This window comes from Paenibacillus sp. FSL F4-0100 (assembly GCF_037993005.1).
Lineage (GTDB): Bacteria > Bacillota > Bacilli > Paenibacillales > Paenibacillaceae > Paenibacillus_AQ.
Genome location: NZ_CP150303.1, coordinates 5,451,303 through 5,471,224, shown reverse-complemented (window position 1 = coordinate 5,471,224; position 19,922 = coordinate 5,451,303). Strand labels below are relative to the sequence as shown.

The window sequence follows — 19,922 nt, the reverse complement described above, 5'->3', positions numbered from 1 at the left end:
TAGAGGAGGTGTAACAATGAGAGTTGTAAAAAAAGCGGAAGAACGCAGGAACGAAATCCTTGACGCCGCGGATGAGCTCTTTGGTCAGAAGGGTTTTGACGGCACAAGTACAAACGATATTCTCGAAAAGGTCGGGATTGCGCGGGGAACCTTGTATCATCACTTCAAGTCGAAGGAGGATATTATGGATGCGTTGATTGATCGGTATAGTGACGGTCTTCTGGATGCGGCACAGGTCATTGCCGCCGACAAGACGATACCCGTAGTCGAACGCATTATCCGCGTTGTGATGGCAATGAACTTAAGCGGCGGAAGCAGCAAGGAAATTATGGAGCATATTCACAAGCCGCAGAACGCGCTGATGCATCAAAAAATACAAAAGGTCATCATCAACGGCCTTCCGCCGATCCTGACAGCAATCATCCGCGAAGGCATTGAGCAGGGAATGTTCAGCACACCGTTTCCGTATGAATGCATGGAAATGGTTGTGATCTATGCGAATACCGTTTTTGATGACGATATGATTACCTTGACGAATGAGGAGCGCGGTTCACGAATGCTGGCCTTTGTTTGTAACGTAGAAAGGCTGCTCGGTGCAGCAAGCGGAAGTCTGATGGACGTCATGCAGATGTTTGGTGGAGGAGACGAGAGCAGCCATGAATAAACCAGAGAAGTCTTTCAAGAAATTTCTCTTACTGTGGTCGGGACAGCTTATTTCAACCATAGGAAACGGGCTCACATCGTTCGGACTTGGGATTTATGTTTTCCAACAGACGGGAAAGGCTTCGGCCATGGCTCTTGTAACCTTGCTTGCGTTCATGCCGTCGTTACTCTTAAGCGCATTTGCCGGAGTGCTTGCGGACCGCTATGACCGCAGACTGTTAATGGTGCTAGGCGATAGTCTTTCTGCGATCGGCCTTGTATTCATCCTCATATGCATGCTTCGCGGAGAAGCACAGCTATGGCAAATTTGTGTGGGAGTTACCATAAGCTCGGTGTTTTCATCGCTGCTTGACCCCGCATACAAGGCTACGGTTACGGATTTGCTGACCGAGGAGCAGTATACGAGGGCAAGCGGTTTTGTCCAGGTGGCAGGATCGGCAAAATTTCTGATTTCGCCGATCCTTGCGGGATTTTTGCTCACCGTTACGGATATAAAGCTGCTGCTTGTCATCGACATTTGCACTTTTTTTGTCACCGTTGCAACTACGCTTGCCGTCCGCAGGGGCCTTGTCTCCAAGACATACGAACACACGCAATCGTTCATCCACGAAATCAAAGCCGGTTGGAACGCTGTCTCTACTAACAGAGGTGTGCTTGTTCTTGTGATTATGACATCGGTGCTGACATTTTACCTTGGAGTTATTGAAACACTCTCCATTCCCATGCTGCTGACGTTTACAAGCAGCTCCGTCGTAGGGATGATAGAAACCATTATCGCTTCGGGAATGCTCGTATCCAGTGTCATTATAGGATTTCTTCCCATTCAAAAGGGTTATGTGAACATTCTTTCGATTTCTTTGTTTGGTGTAGGCGTGTTTATGATGGCGTTCGGATTTCGAGAACATATTGCCTTGATCTGTGTTTCGGGATTCATGTTTTTTGCAATGCTTCCGTTTGCCAACACAAGCCTGGATTTTCTAGTTCGTACCAACATTGATAATTCCGTTCAAGGCAGAGCTTGGGCACTGATCGGAATCCTTTCCCAGCTTGGATTTGTAGTGGCTTATGCCCTTTCGGGTGTTTTGGCGGATTATGTGTTCACCCCTTTGTTAGTTGAAGGTGGCGTGCTTTCTGACAGTGTGGGAAAAATCATCGGTACGGGACTCGGCAGAGGGATGGGATTTCTCATTATCATCGCCGGGATGCTGTTATGCGTAACTTCGGTCATTCTGTATAAATTAAAGTCGGTTAAAATGCTTGAAAACAGAGGTGTCTTATGTACTCCAGAATAATCCGCAATGATCTTTTAAAAAGCAAAGCCACTACGCTAACAACTATGGTATTTGTCGCTGCTGCGGCAATGCTTGTTTCGCTCGCGGCGATCCTCGTCGTCAATCTCTCGGGTGCGCTCAACACATTGATGACGCAAGCTAAAACCCCGCATTTTATGCAGATGCATTCCGGTGAAATAGATACTGCGCGGCTTTCGGCTTTTGCGGAGCAGCATAGCAATGTGGATGATGTACAAGTGATAGAATTTCTCAATATGGACGGTGCGCGGATACGATTAGGCGAACATTCGCTTGCGAATAGTGTCCAGGATAACGGATTTAGCATGCAGAGCCAAAAATTCGATTATCTTCTTGATCTCGACGGTAACATCATTAAACCCGCCATCGGCGAGTTGTATGTTCCAATAAGCTATATGAAGGATGGCACCACCAAGGTCGGTGATCAGGCGGTCATTAGTGGGAAGGAGTTTATCGTTGCGGGATTCCTCCGGGATTCGCAGATGAATTCTACACTCTCTTCATCCAAGAGATTTCTTGTACATGAACATGATTACGCGGAAATCAAGGGCCTCGGCAGCATGGAGTATCTGATTGAGTTTAGATTAAAGGATTTATCTGAGCTCGGTTCATTTGAAACGGCTTATGCCTCCGCAGGACTTGAAGGAAACGGACCAACCGTTACATATAAGCTTTTTAAAATGATGAACGCACTTTCCGATGGGTTGATGATCGCGGTTATACTTTTTGTGAGCGCGCTTGTTGTGGCCATCGCATTGATGTGCATACGATTTACGCTCCTGGCGAAAATCGAAGAAGATTATCGCGAGATTGGGGTTATGAAGGCAATAGGGCAGCGTGTTTCCGACATAAAGAAGATGTATCTTGCGAAATACGCAGCGATTGCCGGGGTGGGTAGTATGCTCGGTTTTGCACTGTCGGTTATGTTCCAAGGCATGCTTCTTGAAAATATAAGGCTGTATATGGGGGAAAGCGAAAATTCCGCTTATGCTTTATTGTTCGGAATCATCGGCATACTGCTTGTATTCCTTGCCATCATCGCCTATGTAAACACAGTGTTGAAACGTTTTCGAAAGATATCCGCCGCAGAAGCCATACGCTTTGGCACTTCACAGGAGAAAAACACAGGCGCAAAAGGTTTTAATCTAAGTGGAAACAGGGTGTTGAATACGAATGTTTTCCTCGGTATCCAAGATGTTCTCGCAAGGAAAAAGCTTTATGCTACAAGCCTAACGGTGTTGGTGATTGCAGCCTTTATCATGATTGTTCCACAGAATTTGTACAACACCATCTCCTCTACAAGCTTCATCCAATATATGGGGATCGGAAACTATGATATACGTGCTGACATACAGCAGACCGATAACATTTCAGAGAAAACGGCTGAACTACGGAATGCGATGAGCAGCGACCGTGCCATATCCAAGGTTGCCGTCCTTACAACAAAAGCATTTAACATCAAAACAGAAGACGGTTCTGAGGAAAACATAAAAATCGAACTCGGCGACCATTCCATATTCCCAATTGCCTATTCCAAAGGCAGAGCACCCGCCGCAGAGAATGAAATTGCACTGTCGGTTTTGAACGCGGATGAGCTGAGCAAAAAGGCCGGTGATGGCATTACGCTGGTGATGGAGGGACAGGAGAAGGAACTAACGGTAAGCGGAATATACTCCGACATTACCAACGGCGGCAAGACCGCAAAGGCGGTATTCACCGACAATTCGGCGGATATGATGTGGAGCATGATCTTCGCTGAACTTTCGGATAAATCTCTTGTCGACGCCAGGATTTCGGACTATGCGGACAGGTTTGATTTTGCCAAGATTTCAGATATTGATGAATTTGTTGCACAGACATTCGGCTCAACCATAAATTCCGTCAAGAAGGCTTCACACGCAGCAATGGCTGTTGCGCTGATAATATCGGTACTGATTACCCTGTTGTTTATGAAAATGCTTGTTGCTAAGGACCGATATTCCATTGCCGTTATGAAAGCTCTCGGATTTACGAACACGGACATTAAGGTGCAATATGCTTCGCGTTCTGTATTTGTTCTGATTGTCGGCATGGTTCTCGGAACCCTTCTGGCAAACACGCTCGGAGAAATGCTTGCGGGTGCGGTTATCTCTTCGTTTGGAGCGTCGGCGTTTCATTTTGCGGTCAATCCGCTTTCGGCGTATCTGTATAGCCCGCTTATGATGATAGCCTCGATACTAATCGCTACCATGATCGGCACATCGGGCGCAGGACAAATAACAATATCCGAAAATATAAAGGAGTAGGCAGATGAAAAAGATGATTATCGGTGATGATATCGTAAAATCTTTCGGTGAAGGCGGCGAACAGCACAATGTTCTGGACGGGGTGTCCGCCTATATTCACGAGGGCGAGTTCGTAGCTGTTATGGGACCATCAGGCTCGGGGAAATCAACGCTATTGTTTGCACTGAGCGGGACGGATGGCGTGAATGGCGGAAAAGTCGTTTTTGAGGGTAAGGATTTATCGACGCTTGGGGAGAATGAGCTTGCAGATATGCGCAGAACCAAAATGGGTTTTGTGTTCCAACAGCCGACGATGCTGAAAAATTTGAATATCCTCGACAATATCATTCTTCCATCCATGCGGGATAACCGAAAAAACGCCGCGAACATTTCGGTGAAGGCAAGAGAGCTTATGAAAAGGGTAGGCATTGCAGAGCTTGAAAAACGCAGCATCACCCAGGTTTCGGGTGGTCAGCTTCAGCGTGCGGGAATATGCCGGGCGCTGATGAACAACCCGAGCATTATTTTCGGCGACGAGCCTACGGGCGCACTCAACTCCATATCCGCTCAGGAAACGATGGACATATTCTCTGAAATCAATGCAGACGGTACTGCGGTCATGCTTGTCACTCACGATGCACAAGTTGCGGCACGGACGGAGCGCATTATGTTTATGCGCGATGGGAAGATTGTAGGCGAACTCAAGCTTCCAAAGTTTGGGGGAACGGATATGGATGGCAGGGTCAAGAAAGTTATGGTGAAAATGCAGGAGATCGGAATATAAATTAATAATGGATTTCTGTTTAACAAAAATATAAATACATTTCGTGATGTCATAAGACCAAAGATTAATGGTACGGTAGTATTGGACGCTCTGACGAGAGGAGAGACGCTTGATTGCTTTATCCTGTTTTCTTCGATGACGAATAAAATTCTAGAAAGGCAATGATAGATCGTTTTATTGTGAATTAATCTTCATTTATCTTAATTGGAAAAGAGGTTTTGAATCAATGAATAGCAATATTATTTGGGGGATAGTATTATTAGCGCTGAGTTTGTTTCTTAAGCCATTATTGGCGATTGTGGGGCTGAATGAAAGGTTGTTCGAATTGCAATGGCAAGGTGAAACTGTGTTTTCAATGAGTCCATTCTTAGTTCGGATTATTCTAGCAGTAATTGGGATTCTCATGCTTATCATCGGCGGTATGCAAGTTGCAAAGCAGAAGAATAAATAGTTGAAAGGATAGAGAGCCATTATGAGAAGATTCGTTCCAAACAAGAACTATCTCTCGGAAGTTTACTTAAGTGCAAAGGAACTATATCATACATAATTAAGGTTTTATGCAGATGTTATCTGTCTCTTTTCAAATCAATCGTGATAGCTTTGGAGGGTGAATGATATGCGGATCGAAGATGTCTTTTCGGATCTCCCCACGTTAGAAACAAACAGAACGATATTAAGAAAACTGAGGAGCGAAGACGAACAGGATATATTTCATTACGGCTCGGATGATGACGTATCGAGATATACGGCCTGGCCGACGCATCGAACGATGGAAGATACCCGCCTCTATTTAACGAGGGTCCTGCATAAATACAGCCAACATTCAGTGGCCCCTTGGGGAATCGTGGACAAAGAAACCGGAAAGATCATCGGGACCTCAGGATTTATGTCTTGGAATGTTCACCATGCTAAAGCTGAATTGGGTTATGCCCTCTCCAAGGATTATTGGAATCGTGGTTACATGACCGAAGTGATCAGGACCATCATCTCTTTTGGATTTGAAAGAATGGGATTAGTCAGAATCGAAGCCAGTTGTCACCCATTAAACGTAGGGTCAGCCAGAGTGATGGAAAAGGCCGGCATGTCCTATGAAGGTTTATTAAGAAAAGCGATTTGGGTTAAAGGGTCACATGAAGATTTAAAATTGTATTCGATTATTATGGATGATGTGCAAAAACCCTTTCGTTCATGAACGAAGGGGTTTACTTGTAATGATCGGTTGGTAAACCGATCACTTAGCCGATAGCCCGGCATACATGTTCCGGTACACGGCCGGGGTGAGGTGCTCGAACTTTTTAAATGTTTTGATAAAATAGCCCGTATCGCAGAAGCCCAAATCATCACTCACTTGATGGATCGGCGAATCGGTGGACTCCAACAGCTGCTTGGCCCATTCAATCTTGAGTCGGGCGATAAAGACGGAGAAATTCTCTCCCGTTTCTTTCGTAAATATGCGGCTGAAATAGCTGGGACTAATATGGCAAAGCTTGGCCATTTCCTTCAGGGTGAAATTCTCATGCTTGTGCGTAAAAATGTAGTCAAACGCAGGCTGAAGCACGGCATTCGATGAGACGAACCGCCCAGCGCCATTCTTCAATTTGGTATCGATCAGTGCTCCTGAGAGCTCCTGTTGCATGGATTGGATGCTGCGGACCGCACGATCCGACTCGTTATAACCTTCCATGGAAGCTGGCGCATCCATGTTGGACGTGAGCACTTTTTTGTATAAATCGATCGTGGTATGCTTCTGAATCGCTTCCTCCACGATATAGGTGCTTAATTGCAGCAGCAGATCCACGCACTTCGTCACCTCATCATAGGATAAGATGGGTAGTGCATCGTAATCCCCTTCGAGTTCCTTAAACTTTCGGTTTGACTCCACATTGGGCGGCCGAGATACGATCTGCTCCAGCATCGGCGCGTCAGATTCTCGGAGCTTGAGCTGTCCCGCCATGATCGCACCAAGATATTGGTTATCAATAATGATCGGGATGGCGATATCGATAATGTTGAAATGGCATAAATAGATGTATGGCTTGTTTTGGCGAACCGCTTCAATGCCGGCACGCGCGTCGCATTTTTGACAATATGGAGAGAGATGGGAATCCTGGCGCACGCCTTGGCAGAAAGGCTGACAGTAGCTGTGCTTGGTGACGGGAACGCCCTTGTAATCGATCGTAAGGATCGCCATTTGGGTCACGAGCGATAAGGAATCCTGCAGCTTCTCCCATTTCTCCAAATCAATGATTTCTTCTAAATCATATCGGGATTTGGACATGACAACATTCTCCTATGAAAAGTTATAGAAACTCTACTGAATATTATAGCGAATGCTTCTACTGAAGAACAAGATAATACAATTTTCCATAGAGATGACAAAAAAATACGATAAGAAAACGCTTTATTCCGATCTCATTGTTTCATGCTTCCCGATTAAGTACAACCTATAATAATAAGTATAGTTTACTTAGGAGGAATGAACATGAGAAGAGCGTTTATCAGTCCGACAAAATATGTGCAAGGTGAGAACGAACTGTTGAATTTAGGTTATTTTGTGAAGACATTCGGTGAATCCGCTCTGCTGATTGCCCATCCCGATGATGTTGCACGGGTGAAAGACAAGCTGGAGTCAACGAAACTGAAATTTAATATAACGCTAGTTGAAAGCGGCTTCCGTGGGGAATGCTCCCGGCAGGAGGTTGCCAGATTGCAAGCTTTGGCGAAGGAGCATCAATGTGCCTGCACGATTGGCCTCGGCGGAGGCAAAGCGATTGATACGGCAAAATGCGTAGCCGAAGGTGAGGCCCTGATTGTTGTCCCGACAATTGCGGCAACCGATGCACCGACAAGCCATTCGGCGGTACTCTATACTCCGGAAGGCGAATTCGATGATTATGCTTATTTTAAACAAAGTCCTAGTGTCGTCATGATTGATACGACGGTTATTGCCAAAGCGCCGACTAGATTCCTTGTTGCTGGTATGGGGGATGCGCTCTCTACCTATTTCGAAGCAAGAGCGACGGCTCAATCTTACTCCAATGTCAATGCCGGTCTGCCGTGCGGTGTTCGCGAAGGCGTATGCGGTGACGCCAAAGGGACGATTACAGCGCTGGGACTTGCCAAGCTATGTTATGAAACACTGCTTGAGAACGGGTATAGAGCAAAACTGGCCTGTGATCAAAATATTGTGACGCCAGCCTTGGAGAATATCGTCGAGACGAATATTCTGTTATCGGGACTAGGCTTCGAGAGCGGCGGTTTGGCAGCGATTCACGCGATTCACAATGGCTTGACGGCTCTTGAAGGAACGCATCATTATTATCACGGCGAGAAGGTAGCCTTTAGTACGATTGCTCAATTGGTGCTTGAGAATGCCGACCGGGACGAAATGAAGGAAGTGCTGGACTTCTGCCTGTCGATCGGTCTTCCTGTGTGCCTGGAGGATATCGGCGTAGAGCGTGTGACCTACGAGGAGCTGCTTGAAGTGGCCAAGAAGGCATGTATTGCCGAGGAATCCATCCATTCGATGCCATTCCCGATTTCGGAGGAAGCGGTAGCATCCGCGATTATGGCCGCTGACCAGTTGGGTCGTCAATACAAATTAAGTAAGGAGATATAAGATGAAGAAAATCATGAATAAACCGGAAACCTTGGTTCGGGAAATGTGCAATGGGCTTGTGCTGGCGCATCCTGAGTTAGCGTTCAGCCCTAAATTCAAAGTGATTTCCAAAAAAGAGATCAACCAAGATAAAGTTACACTGATCAGCGGCGGCGGAAGCGGCCACGAACCAGCTCATGCCGGATTCGTTGGAAGTGGCATGCTGGATGCGGCCGTGTGCGGCGATGTGTTTGCTTCCCCGTCCCAAATCCAGGTGTATCAAGCGATCCGCAGCTCTGCGAGTAATAAGGGAACGCTGCTTATTATCAAAAATTACAGCGGCGACATCATGAACTTCAAAAATGCGGCCCACCTTGCGAGCGAGGACGGTATCCAAGTGGATTATGTGAAGGTCGACGATGACATCGCCGTTGAAGACAGTCTCTATACGGTAGGGAGAAGAGGGGTTGCCGGAACGGTGCTCGTTCATAAGGTAGCCGGAGCAGCCGCAGAAGCGGGACTGTCCCTGCCGGAAGTGAAAGAAGCGGCGCAGCATGCGATTAACCATGTTCGCAGCATCGGCTTTGCGTTTACCTCGTGCACCGTGCCCGCCAAGGGAACTCCGACGTTTCATATCGAAGATAACGAGATGGAATACGGCGTCGGCATTCACGGCGAACCGGGAATCCGTAGGGAGAACGTTGTTCCTGCAGATGAGCTGGCGCAGCGGATGGTCACATCTTTGCTGGACAACTTGCAGATGAATGATTCTGCAGAGAACGAAGTTGCCGTATTAATCAATGGGTTTGGCGGCACGCCGCTGCAGGAGCTGTACTTGCTGAACAATTCCGTGATGCGTGAATTGGCGTCCCGGAACAAGCGGGTATTCAAAGTCTTCGTCGGCAACTATATGACCAGCATCGACATGGCAGGTGCATCGGTGACAATCATGAAGCTGGACGAGACGCTCAAGAAGTGGCTGTCTGCGCCATGCGATACGCCGGCACTGTCGGTTAAGGGATCTTTTGAGCCCGTGAACTATACCGAGGTTATTCAAGAAGAGAAGTCAGAGAGGGCAGTTTCGTATAAAAACAATACGGATGCTGACGCTGCGGTGATTAAGAACAACCGGCTATCCTTGCAAAATATCGTATATCTGATCGATCAAATGAGCGAGGTCATCATCGAGAACGAGGTGCCGTTCTGCGAGCTCGACGCCCATGCCGGAGACGGCGATTTCGGCATGAGCGTCGCCAAGGGTTTCAAGCAGCTCAAGGCGGAGTGGGACGATATTCTGACCCACCATCTCAGCGATATCGGCGATTTCCTCGACGCCTGCTCGTTGATCATCATGGAGCATTGCGGCGGGGCTTCCGGACCGATCTGGGGATCCGCATTCCGTGCAGCGAGTAAATCTGCCGGTCAGAAGCAGGAATTGTCCGTTCAAGAGGTCGCAGATATGATGCAGGCCGTTGTGAAAGGAATCCAGGATACGGGCGAAAGATCGTTCGGAAGAGGAGCTGTCGTCGGCGACAAGACATTGATCGACGCACTCGTCCCGTTCGCGGATTCCTGGACGCAGAGTGCAGAGCAAGGTGAAGAGATGAAGCCAGCAGCGATTAAGGCGGCAGAAGCGGCGGTGCTCGGAGCGCAGAAGACGGCAGACATCGTTGCCCGAATGGGTAGAGCGGGCACGGTAGGCGAACGCAGCATCGGATACCCGGATGCGGGCGCACACGCGCTCGGGGTTATTTTCACGGAGCTTGCTAAAGTGATGAGGTAATGTATAAATATTCCATTTATACAGTGATCAATCAATCATCATTGATTTCAGCTGAGTCGCACAGCTATTACCAACATCAAACCTTCGTTTCCAAATGAATTTATCCGAAAAAGAAAAAACAGACACGCTATTCAGCGTGTCTGTTTTTGTTCTGCATATTTGTAATGTCAGTAGATTTCCTCGATGCACTCTTGGGAACTTGGCAATCCTTTGTCTAGAAAGTCTTTTACTCTAGATTATCTATTTAATCCAGTGACCAGTATTCAAAAAAACATTTACAAATCTATATAAATAGATATAATGATCTGTATGGAACCTATTTTAATTTACAAAGCGTTATCCAATGAGACCCGTTGTCAAATCATGGATTGGCTGAAAAACCCGGAGCATCATTTTGAGGAGAAAAAATATATGGAATACGGCATCAGTTTCCGGACCGGAATTTGTGTAGCCGATATTCAAAAGAAGAGCGGGCTGGCGCAATCCGTCATTTCCAATTATCTGCTGACACTTCAAAGAGCGGGACTGCTTGAGTCCGAGCGTATCGGAAAGTGGACCTATTATCGCCGGAATGAACAGACCATCAAGGAATTTTCCGAGTATATTCAAAACAAACTATAAGGAGGTGTTTTTTTGTTCGAATTCATCTAGATATATAGATATATAATTGAATATAGATGGTGAAGCTGCGGACTAACATATCTACATATACAGATATGAAAATACAAATGACAGAATAGGAGCATCATTTCTTTGAGACAGAAACAAGTGAACCCTTTACTTATTATCATGTTGGCTTTAGGTGTTTTTGGCATTATTACGACGGAAATGGGTATCGTTGGCGTTCTGCCCCAAGTGGCCCGGAAATTTAATATCACGGCATCGCAGGCGGGTACGCTAGTCAGTGTGTTTGCCATTGTGGTCGCCATCTCGGGCCCCTTTCTGACATTATTGGCATCCGGTATCAATCGGAAAGTGATTCTTCTTATCGCAGTATTCATGTTTGCGGTGTCCAATATCGTGTACGCCATGACATCGAAATTCGAAGTGATGCTGGCGTTCCGGATCATTCCGGCCTGCTTTCATCCGGTCTTTTTTTCCGTGGCTTTGGTCACTGCGGCCCAGCTGGTTCCACCTGAGAAGAGCAGTAAAGCGGTCACGAAGGTATTTGCCGGGATTACGCTCGGATTTGCATTTGGTGTGCCTTTGACTTCTTACCTGGCGGAAAAGGTTTCACTGGAAACCGCATTTTTGTTTGGAGCGGCTGTTAGCGCGATTGCCTTTGCTGGTATATTGGCCTGGCTCCCGTCCATGCCGGTTAAGAACAAAATGTCATTCGGCAAACAGCTGGGGATATTGCGGAAACCCGCATTGTGGTTAAATATAACGTCGGTCATTTTTATTTTTGCGGCAATGTTTTCGGTGTACAGTTATTTTGCGGAATACCTCAGCCAGGTTACACCTATGAACGGATCGGTGATCAGTGTGATGCTGATGGGTTTTGGAATCATCATGATTTTCGGCAATTTCGTTTTTGGGGCCATGCTGCAAAAAAACATACGGGTGACCGTGATGCTGTTCCCTATCCTGTATATTGCGGTTTATGTACTGCTGTATAGCCTGGCACCATACTGGATTCCGGCCATGATCGTTGTGGTTTTATGGGGGATGGTCCATTCCGGAGGATTAATCGTCAGCCAAACATGGCTGACAACGGTGACTGAAGATGCACCGGAGTTTGGCAACAGTTTGTTTGTATCGTTTTCCAACCTGGGCATTACACTTGGCACCACGGTAGGGGGCTGGTTGATAGCCGTTGCGGGTATCCATCAGTTAATCTGGAGCGGAATCGTGTTTGCTATCCTTGCCCTGGCTTCGATTTTGTTCAAAATAAAATATGTTCCTTCGTAAATCGGAAGCCAGCCTAGCGCAAGGTAATGTGCCGCAGGCTTTCCGTGCTTGATTCGTTGTTCCCAATTGCCCGTCCAACCGTTATATTTGTAAAACTGAAAGACCTCCTATAATGGATTTGCAGCGGGAAGAAACAATTTTTTTGTTACCATATTTGCACGCAGGGCTTACACGCCTCGGCTATCAGATGTATAATCATGGAAGTAGCAGACAGATCATGCCCCAGCCTAAGATAACAGCTATCTAGGGCTGGGGCATTTTTTATTGACTATTTTAGAAATGAAGATCGTCAACAATCCGGAAAAGCAATCGCACCTTAAAAAACCAATGGAAAGGAGTGTTTACCCTGGAACTTCAAGAAATCAATCAGAGATTAAAAGAAACAAGGGATGTATTGCTTACAATCCTCAATGGATTGAATGGAGATCAGCTGAACAGGCGGCACGACTCAAACAGTTGGAGTATCAGCCAGGTATGTCAACACCTATATAAGACAGAAGAATTGTATGTGGTTGCTATTAAAAGAGGATTGAAGGGCAAGGAAGATTCAATTATTGAGAATAAACCTTTGGAATTTCTGCTGGACAGAAGTAGAAAGTTAGAAGCTCCTGACATTGCTAAACCAACCGATGAAATTATAGAATATCAAGAAATTGTCGAGAAACTGCATCATTCAAGAGAGAAGCTAACGGAACTACTCCATTCATTAGAAGACCCGTCGGTGCTAAGCAGAAGACAATTCACCCACCCTGTCTTTAAAGAGATGTTATTAATTGAATGGGTTAAATCACTGTACTTGCATGAACAAAGACATATTAAACAAATAAATGAAATTATCGAAGGATTTAAATAAATTAATCTGTAGGATTTGCTGGAGAAAAAAGCAGTGATCAAACCAATAATTGGATGTGAAGAGAGCATGCAGTGAGCGGGTACCGATTAAATATCGGCACCCGCTTTTTAAGTTTGGCCTGAAGAACAATGAAGACTATCACCATACCATTGTGACTCACTTTTTAAAAAGATGATAGTCGAAGGCATATCAATTCAATAAAAATAATAAACTGGCTTTAATTTCTTGAAAGGGATACAGATGATCTATGATTTATGTGATTTATGTGTGTCCTTTACTTTATTTGGCCGTCCTAATGGAAGGCTTTAATTACAGGTGAACTGTAAGTGAAAGACAAGGCATTGAAGCATGAAGGGCAATGTTCCATAGGTCGCCATTCAAGTAAGAATAATACAAATTTTACTTCGCAAGATTTGAGAAAAATACTTTATACTATTCATACCTTAAATTCGGATTAACTATCCTCTATTAACAACATTTTAAATGATCTCTCTTTCGATAAATTTTGTGTTAATCGTGGTTATGTTATTGCGTTTCTGGGAAGTTCACAAACGAAACGTTAGAAAAGCATAACTAAGTTCATGATAGATGCGTTATTTATTAACGATTGAGGAGGATTTTTCAATGAAAAAAATGCTTGTAACAATGTTAGTAGTTATATTGACATCTGTAGGTTTACATACTGGCAGTGTCTCTAATGCAGAGGCTGCTGAAAACGATTGGGTAAAAGGATTTCCGCCATATTCTGAAATTGTGAATTCAGACTCAATTTTAAGTGATCTTACTGAGGAAGAATATCACGAGGCAATAAGAAATGCTATTCCTATAGAATCATTGATGGTAGAACCCACAGAAACTCAACCAGAAGGAAATATTAAACCTATGGCTAATATGTCTTGGGCTTTTGATAATTTGGCACCAGCTGGTCCATCCGGTGTGTCCCACTTCTCAGGTGAATTCACTTCTTCAGCAACTAAATACAAGATTACTGTAGTTCAGTGGGCTACTAATAGTAACAAAGCCCCCTCTGTGAATTATACACTCGTCAACAGAGATTACTTTGGAACGCCAGCCCTCATCTATGGGAGATTTACACATACGAACGAAACAAAAGAGATATGGAACGTACCTCCTGGTACATACCAAGTAATGGTAACAAATTTGAACGATTTTTCAATTTCAGGGAATGGATATATTGATGCTATCTTTTAAGTATTTCCTCAACAACAAATAACATCTTAGAAGGGGTGAGTGATCATGAATAAGAAGTTTTTAAGAAGAACTATAATCATTGCATCATGTTGTTTTGTATTAATGAGCGCTTTTTTTATAATCAGAGAACTTATAGATAATAAGCAAGTTATAGACTCGACTATTAATGACACCACTCCACCAAAAAAAGCATTACCAGATTGGCAAATTGAATACGACAGAAAAGCTCGAACAGAACCGGTGGAAAGTGTAGTAACTGAACATGGAGAATTTTATTATGCACCTTTTCCAAAACAATTTCCACGAGAGGAAGTTGTTAGAGGAGATATTGGTGAGGAAGTGACCGAAGATACAAAACAGTTGATAATAAGAGGATATTATTACGAAAAAAAATAAAAATAATATCATCGTATACGGATTTCTCCGGTCTAACCTTCAAAGATGAAGGCTAGAAAGTGAAAATTTTTCCAGAAAGCAAGTGGGATTGACCCTATTTCTTATAAATTAGAGGAGGTTGTAAAAATGAAATCTAAGAAAAGCAAGAAATGGATTGCCGTAAGCCTGTCTACGGCCTTATTGCTATTGTCTGGTGGTGTGATGGTAAATGCTGTTGAAAATTCTCAACTAAATAGCATTACTTCAAACGAATCACGCGAAACAAGGATTGATTTGGAAGCTGTGAAAAATCAGATACCAACAACTTTTGTTCCAGGTGCAATTTTGACTTATAATGCAGAGAAAAAACCAATAATAACCTATGATACAAGTGCAGCAGATCATGCTGGAGATACAAATGATATATTACGTTCATTACAAGCTTATGAAGAAGTGCCGGATATTTATGGAAGAGCTGCTGAGGATGATTTTTTCAAAGCTGTAGCAGATACTGTCAAGGATTTACCAGTGATAGATCTTGGATTTGATCTTCCAGAACCATCTCCAGGTACTGTAGTTATCTATGGATCTGATGGACACATTAATCATGTCTATGTAGATGAGAGTATTGCTCCGAAACATGCAGCAGTGGCAGCCGATATTCCAAGTTCAACAGTCCCTTATCCAGGACGTTTACCTGCAGGAACTTACACATATGGATCAGGACAAAAAGTAATTATTTCTTCAGGTGCTGTAACAGGAGAGGGTAGATTTACTGTTTTCAGGGCTGGTGTTGGTGGATCTGGAACAGTAGGATCAAGCGGTAAGACATTAGGAGCAGGTGATATCGCAACAAAAAAACAAATTGATAATGCAATTCATGGAACTCCAATCACTGCTAGAGCGTTAGATACTAATATTGTTAAAACTGTATATAAGAACGACATTGGTTCTCTTCCTGATGCAGTAATGGATAACTATTTCTGGGGCTGGAATAATGTACAATTCGGTTATACTTACAGTGATACATTATCTTTCCCGGGTAGATACTATTATCAATTTTAAAGTTATAGAGATTATGCCTATGGCTTAAGCCATAGGCATAATTGATTATAGAAACAGAAATTAAGGAGAGATTGATTTGAAAAAAACATTAAAGACGTTAATGTATTTGTTGTTAGCGATATTACTGGTTTCATGCTCGTCTAAAGATGCTAGTTCGGAAACAACAAGCACAGCCAATACTACTCCTAAAGCTAGTTCAGAGGAGAAGCCACCAGCACCTGCAACGGATTACATTACGATGACTTATTCAGAATATGCGACTACAGATGAAAACGGATCCATAATGACACAAATACTAAGCTATGATACAGCTACAAAGCAATTGAAAAAGGTCTTTCAATTCGAATATACAGCTCAATATCCGTTGGGCTTTTATGATAAGCCTAATCAAGTAGTGTACTATACCCAAAGGGTAGGGACAGACAAAGATTACGGAGACCAGATCTTTGTCAGAGATTTATCGAGTGAAAAAAGCACTCAACTTACCGATAACTTATTTGCAGTCAACTATATTATTCCCTCAGGGGATCAATTATTTTTTGTGGCTAATGTAAAAGGAGAGAGAGCCATACGATTAGGCGCTATTGATCTCACCTCCAATGAGATGAGACTCTGGGGTGATGATGACAAGCTCGTAGAAGCTATTACATTAGATCATAGTAACAAAAAAGTTTATGCTTCGGCTTATTCGTTGAAGGAACGGAATTATAGTCTGACCCATCAAGATGGACCTGCGGGACAGAATAATTTCAAAATGCCAACGTATACCATATACGAAACGGATTACGATTTGAAAGAGAAAACAAAGCTCTTTAGTAAAAATTACTGGATTCGTATGCTGATGAATAAAGAGGGTCATGTTATTGCATTTGGTGACAAGGAATATAACAAGGGGCAAATCCCCTCTATAGTTATTGACTATGATACTGCTAGAAAAACCACTAGTGTGAGTAAGTGGGAAACTACAAGATTACAAAGAGGAGAAGCCAATTACTCTAAAGATGGCAGCAAAATATATACGATAGCAATCGTTAAAAACGAACGTGGGTTATTTGAGTATGATGTGAAGAGTAATAAATTTACTGCTATATTTACACCTACGGCTGGGTTCATTAATAATATCCAGGTTGTAAAAGAACCCTAAACTTAGTTTTCGGCTCAATTCTCTGAACAAACCCTATTTATATATCTGCATAGGAGAGGTATTGATTGACACAAATCTCCCCTCATAAATCGGCGAAATGATACAGAACTAACTCAGTGAATGATAATAGGATTGATATTAATCTGTATTATAGGAGAATTAATCAAAATGAATGATATTATTATCTGGACATCAGTAAGTATGGGGAGATTTGTGTCAATTAACACTGACATATCTGAACAGAAGGTTGAGACAAATGAAGACAAAATTGTACTTGGGGGACAAAAACTGTAATGCTCCCCATTGTCAAGACACGAATTATTGAGGAATAAGTTATATCTTCCTTTTCGTATCATCTGCATTTTAGGATGCGATTTGTTTCAGTCGGTCTGAACCAGCAATACAAGCGATTGACTGCGGAAGTCGCAGTTGACAAGTTGACCGTCGGAAGCGAGTACGGCAGCAGTAAGGTCAAGGTCATGGGTGGCGAGAAAGTGCTGAAGATGCTTTCTTTCAGTTCGGCAAAGCCCGCTGCGCTCGACCTCGATGTGAATGTGAGCAGCGTCCACACGCTGCAGTTTATCATCGTTCCTACGCCCGGCGATTATGGCAAAACCCAGCGAATTATTATCGGCGACGGCGTCCTTACGCCGTAACGCATCGAACCGGCCTCTTGCAGGCCGGTTTCAAATTAAAAGAGAAGGTTACTCTGCTATAAAGTGAAGCCGGAAGAGACACTTTTTTGCAAGCCTATTTACACTTGGGGGCTTACACCCTTCGGTTATCAGATGTATAATAATGGAAGAAGCAGACAGTGAAATGCCCCAAGCCTAAGATAACAGCTATCTAAGGCTGGGGCACTTTTGTTTACGATTTCAGAAATGAAGGAGTGGTTACCCTGGAATTTCAAGAAATTAATCAAAAATTAAAGGAAACAAGGGAGGTATTGCTTACAGTCCTCAATGGATTGAGCGGAGAGCAGCTGAACAGGCGGCATGACTCAAACAGTTGGAGTATCAGCCAGGTATGTCAACACCTATATAAGACAGAAGAATTGTATGTGGTTGCTATTAAAAGAGGATTGAAGGGCAAGGAAGATTCAATTATTGAGAATAAACCTTTGGAATTTCTGCTGGACAGAAGTAGAAAGTTAGAAGCTCCTGACATTGCTAAACCAACCGATGAAATTATAGAATATCAAGAAATTGTCGAGAAACTGCATCATTCAAGAGAGAAGCTAACGGAACTACTCCATTCATTAGAAGACCCGTCGGTGCTAAGCAGAAGACAATTCACCCACCCTGTCTTTAAAGAGATGTTATTAATTGAATGGGTTAAATCACTGTACTTGCATGAACAAAGACATATTAAACAAATAAATGAAATTATCGAAGGATTCAAATAAATTTTTTGCTTATTTTGATATGATAGGAGCAAGAAAAAAATGGGAAGTGAGAAGCTGTGGACAAAAAGGCAAAAAAGATATTATTGCAAACGTTCTGGTCATCCAGCGGCTGGAAGAACAACCCAATGCCATTTGCTGGGGAGGATTTTGAATACGCGAAAAGCATGGGGCTGATGTTCGATCCCATCACCATCGGGCATGATGAGCTGATCCAGCGGCTTCATAGCTTACATAAGACGGTTACTAAAGAAAGGGTTGCTGCCGCATTTCTGCACAGTCTGTCCACGAGACAAGTGCATCTGCGAAGCGCGCTTTCCAGTTGGGCGCTTACATCGCGCCTGCCTCTTCATCAGTACGAAGAACGACGCTCGGCCATGCCGAATTACAGCAGCTGCGGAGACTGTAACCATGCCGGGCTCCAGTCCGACCGGGATTACGTGAATGCCGACCTGAACGTGCTGAATTTCGAACGGGTCAAATGGGGAGGCATCCGTTTGAATCAGCTGCTCTACTGCTGGCTCGATCTGGAGCTGTTGAGCCATGAGGAGGACCTGACGGTGAAAGAGGAGGATATCGCCATTCTGAGGAAGCTGATTACAGCCGTCGACGGATGCGGCGAAACAGATAGCCCGCGTCATCTTGAGAAGCGCTTGAAGGATGTTCTGCCTTCAAGCAAGCATGAACGAGACGTGCTCATGGAAGTACTGGGATATGCTGGCGTGTTGGTTCCGAAGGACACGCCTCGCACGCGCCCAAGGAGAGACGACGATTTCTTCTCGATGTCGGAGTGGCAAGGAAGCGATGGGTATTCCCGGGAAGCGCTGCAGTTCTATTTCGGCGAATATCTGTAGACCATTTCATCACCATATGCTTAAGACTGCGTACCAGTTTTGAATTTTAGGGGAGGGATAGAGTGGAGCAGCAATTTCACACATTGTATGATCACGGAGTGCTGTCTTATACGAGGGAAAGCTTGGATCGCCTGGGAATGCCCGAGAAGACGGCGGAAATGCTCGTGCATTGGGGAATGCCGAACTTTGAGCTACAAGAGCCTCCTTTGGGTCTTCTGTTTCACCAAGCGTTACCGCTACAGGATGTTCATGGCGACTATATCGCGATCGGAAGGGAGATCTGGAGCGAAGGGCTTCATGTCGCGATCAAAACGGATACAGGGGAGATTTGGGCAGTAACGGAAGGCGGTACACAGAAACCGACCTACATGAACGCCTCCGTCGAGAGCCTGCTTGCATTTATGGACCGGGTGTTCCTATTCCAACAGCAGTCGGAGCGCTTGCAGCCCGATCCACCTCCCATGATCATGACGGCGGAACAATCTCGCCTGAAACTTGAGAAGTTTAGGAGAGGGGAGATCAAGCCGGGAACCCGTCCGGACGCCTTGCAGACTCAGCGCGAGTGGAAGAGCGCCTTCGAACAAATGAAGCGGGAGCTGAAAGATATGGATCAATCAGCCGTCCGTTCCTCTTCATGGTGGGGAATTGTGCTGGAGGAAATGAGGGATCGTTTGCGTTAGCGGATATAACATTTTAATGTCAGG

The 19,922-nt window shown here is 44.4% G+C and carries 21 protein-coding genes; 20 read left to right on the top strand and 1 reads right to left on the bottom strand.

All coding sequences use genetic code 11. From position 1 onward, the window contains the following. Nucleotides 1–16: 16 nt before the first annotated feature. The 6 genes from MHH48_RS24720 (at nt 17) to MHH48_RS24695 (ending at nt 6,213) form a co-directional block, all read left to right on the top strand. Nucleotides 17–664: a TetR/AcrR family transcriptional regulator gene (locus tag MHH48_RS24720; protein ID WP_076325846.1), complete on the top strand. Its 648-nt coding sequence runs from the start codon at nt 17–19 to the stop codon at nt 662–664. After that, nucleotides 657–1,955, top strand: coding sequence for an MFS transporter (locus MHH48_RS24715; protein ID WP_076325847.1), 1,299 nt, complete (start codon nt 657–659; stop codon nt 1,953–1,955). The genes MHH48_RS24720 and MHH48_RS24715 overlap by 8 nt, the downstream gene beginning before the upstream one ends. Next, nucleotides 1,940–4,258 (top strand): ABC transporter permease, encoded by a 2,319-nt coding sequence (locus MHH48_RS24710; RefSeq protein ID WP_076325848.1) that lies wholly within the window; start codon nt 1,940–1,942, stop codon nt 4,256–4,258. The genes MHH48_RS24715 and MHH48_RS24710 overlap by 16 nt, the downstream gene beginning before the upstream one ends. A gap of 4 nt (nt 4,259–4,262) precedes the next feature. Next, nucleotides 4,263–5,021 (top strand): ABC transporter ATP-binding protein, encoded by a 759-nt coding sequence (locus tag MHH48_RS24705; protein WP_076325849.1) that lies wholly within the window; start codon nt 4,263–4,265, stop codon nt 5,019–5,021. 226 nt (nt 5,022–5,247) lie between these two features. After that, entirely contained in the window at nt 5,248–5,472 is a 225-nt protein-coding gene (locus MHH48_RS24700; protein WP_076325850.1) for a hypothetical protein, read from the top strand. Nucleotides 5,473–5,637: 165 nt separating this feature from the next. Beyond that, nucleotides 5,638–6,213 carry a GNAT family N-acetyltransferase gene (locus MHH48_RS24695; RefSeq protein ID WP_076325851.1) on the top strand — a complete coding sequence of 192 codons (576 nt, stop codon included), beginning with the start codon at nt 5,638–5,640 and terminating at the stop codon, nt 6,211–6,213. 39 nt (nt 6,214–6,252) lie between these two features. Here MHH48_RS24695 and MHH48_RS24690 read toward each other — a convergent pair whose 3' ends face one another. Continuing rightward, a complete protein-coding gene (locus MHH48_RS24690; protein ID WP_076325852.1) occupies nt 6,253–7,299 on the bottom strand; it encodes a PocR ligand-binding domain-containing protein in 1,047 nt (348 codons plus the stop codon). 204 nt (nt 7,300–7,503) lie between these two features. Between MHH48_RS24690 and MHH48_RS24685 the strand changes: the two genes are divergently transcribed. From MHH48_RS24685 to MHH48_RS24620, 14 genes are all read left to right on the top strand, one after another. Further along, nucleotides 7,504–8,640 carry a glycerol dehydrogenase gene (locus tag MHH48_RS24685; protein WP_076325853.1) on the top strand — a complete coding sequence of 379 codons (1,137 nt, stop codon included), beginning with the start codon at nt 7,504–7,506 and terminating at the stop codon, nt 8,638–8,640. A 1-nt stretch (nt 8,641) separates the two neighbouring features. Then, the gene (gene dhaK / locus MHH48_RS24680; RefSeq protein ID WP_076325854.1) at nt 8,642–10,402 is read left to right on the top strand and encodes a dihydroxyacetone kinase subunit DhaK; all 1,761 of its coding nucleotides are present in this window, start codon (nt 8,642–8,644) and stop codon (nt 10,400–10,402) included. Between the two features lie 309 nt (nt 10,403–10,711). After that, nucleotides 10,712–11,023, top strand: a complete 312-nt coding sequence (locus MHH48_RS24675; protein WP_076325855.1) for a metalloregulator ArsR/SmtB family transcription factor — start codon at nt 10,712–10,714, stop codon at nt 11,021–11,023. A 168-nt stretch (nt 11,024–11,191) separates the two neighbouring features. Then, nucleotides 11,192–12,313 (top strand): MFS transporter, encoded by a 1,122-nt coding sequence (locus tag MHH48_RS24670; protein WP_076325865.1) that lies wholly within the window; start codon nt 11,192–11,194, stop codon nt 12,311–12,313. A gap of 264 nt (nt 12,314–12,577) precedes the next feature. After that, a complete protein-coding gene (locus tag MHH48_RS24665; protein WP_340390742.1) occupies nt 12,578–12,805 on the top strand; it encodes a hypothetical protein in 228 nt (75 codons plus the stop codon). Then, nucleotides 12,708–13,166, top strand: a complete 459-nt coding sequence (locus tag MHH48_RS24660; RefSeq protein WP_340390711.1) for a DinB family protein — start codon at nt 12,708–12,710, stop codon at nt 13,164–13,166. Before MHH48_RS24665 ends, MHH48_RS24660 begins: the two co-directional genes overlap by 98 nt. 624 nt (nt 13,167–13,790) lie before the next feature. Then, nucleotides 13,791–14,378, top strand: coding sequence for a hypothetical protein (locus tag MHH48_RS24655; protein ID WP_256720892.1), 588 nt, complete (start codon nt 13,791–13,793; stop codon nt 14,376–14,378). 45 nt (nt 14,379–14,423) lie between these two features. Next, complete coding sequence (locus tag MHH48_RS24650) at nt 14,424–14,774, top strand: hypothetical protein (protein WP_076326748.1); 351 nt, start codon at nt 14,424–14,426, stop codon at nt 14,772–14,774. Nucleotides 14,775–14,900: 126 nt separating this feature from the next. After that, nucleotides 14,901–15,818: a hypothetical protein gene (locus MHH48_RS24645; protein ID WP_076326747.1), complete on the top strand. Its 918-nt coding sequence runs from the start codon at nt 14,901–14,903 to the stop codon at nt 15,816–15,818. 76 nt (nt 15,819–15,894) lie between these two features. After that, the gene (locus MHH48_RS24640) at nt 15,895–16,962 is read left to right on the top strand and encodes a hypothetical protein (protein ID WP_076326746.1); all 1,068 of its coding nucleotides are present in this window, start codon (nt 15,895–15,897) and stop codon (nt 16,960–16,962) included. Nucleotides 16,963–17,330: 368 nt separating this feature from the next. Then, nucleotides 17,331–17,618 (top strand): NPCBM/NEW2 domain-containing protein, encoded by a 288-nt coding sequence (locus MHH48_RS24635; protein ID WP_076326745.1) that lies wholly within the window; start codon nt 17,331–17,333, stop codon nt 17,616–17,618. Between the two features lie 242 nt (nt 17,619–17,860). Next, entirely contained in the window at nt 17,861–18,367 is a 507-nt protein-coding gene (locus MHH48_RS24630) for a DinB family protein (protein WP_340390709.1), read from the top strand. A 56-nt stretch (nt 18,368–18,423) separates the two neighbouring features. Continuing rightward, nucleotides 18,424–19,218 carry a hypothetical protein gene (locus tag MHH48_RS24625; RefSeq protein WP_076325249.1) on the top strand — a complete coding sequence of 265 codons (795 nt, stop codon included), beginning with the start codon at nt 18,424–18,426 and terminating at the stop codon, nt 19,216–19,218. A gap of 62 nt (nt 19,219–19,280) precedes the next feature. Beyond that, on the top strand, nt 19,281–19,898 hold the full coding sequence (locus MHH48_RS24620) for an SUKH-4 family immunity protein (RefSeq protein WP_076325248.1): 618 nt from the start codon (nt 19,281–19,283) through the stop codon (nt 19,896–19,898). Nucleotides 19,899–19,922: the final 24 nt, after the last annotated feature.